The organism is Serratia sp. 506_PEND, assembly GCF_001076875.1.
Taxonomy (GTDB): Bacteria; Pseudomonadota; Gammaproteobacteria; order Enterobacterales; family Enterobacteriaceae; genus Serratia; species Serratia marcescens.
The window spans coordinates 1-325 of record NZ_JVEL01000164.1; the positions used below are offsets into that span (position 1 = coordinate 1).

Annotated in this window: 1 pseudogene; it reads left to right on the forward strand. The window is 33.8% G+C overall.

From position 1 onward, the window contains the following. Positions 1 to 325, forward strand: a pseudogene (locus ADK28_RS32670) (hypothetical protein); the annotation flags it as partial.

Genomic DNA, 325 nt, shown 5'->3' on the forward strand with positions numbered 1-325 from the left:
CCCTGAAGGCGGTCCTCTCACTGATGAAGAATTAAACGAACTACATAGTAAGGCTATGAATGGGTATAATGACGGAAAAATAAATCTTTTTGATTTTGCTTTACTTAATATTTTATTATGTACGGGTAGAAGGCCATCACAAGTATCACAGCTTAAATGTTGTGATATAAAGGAACATCATGGTAAGTTTTATCTAAAAATACCTCGAATCAAGCAAGGTCAAAATTTCCGACAAGATTTTAAATCTGTCGAGATCCCAAGAGGGCTGTATGAAATAATTTGCATGTTAATACAGGAAAATATATCACTCTTTGAATCGCGATTA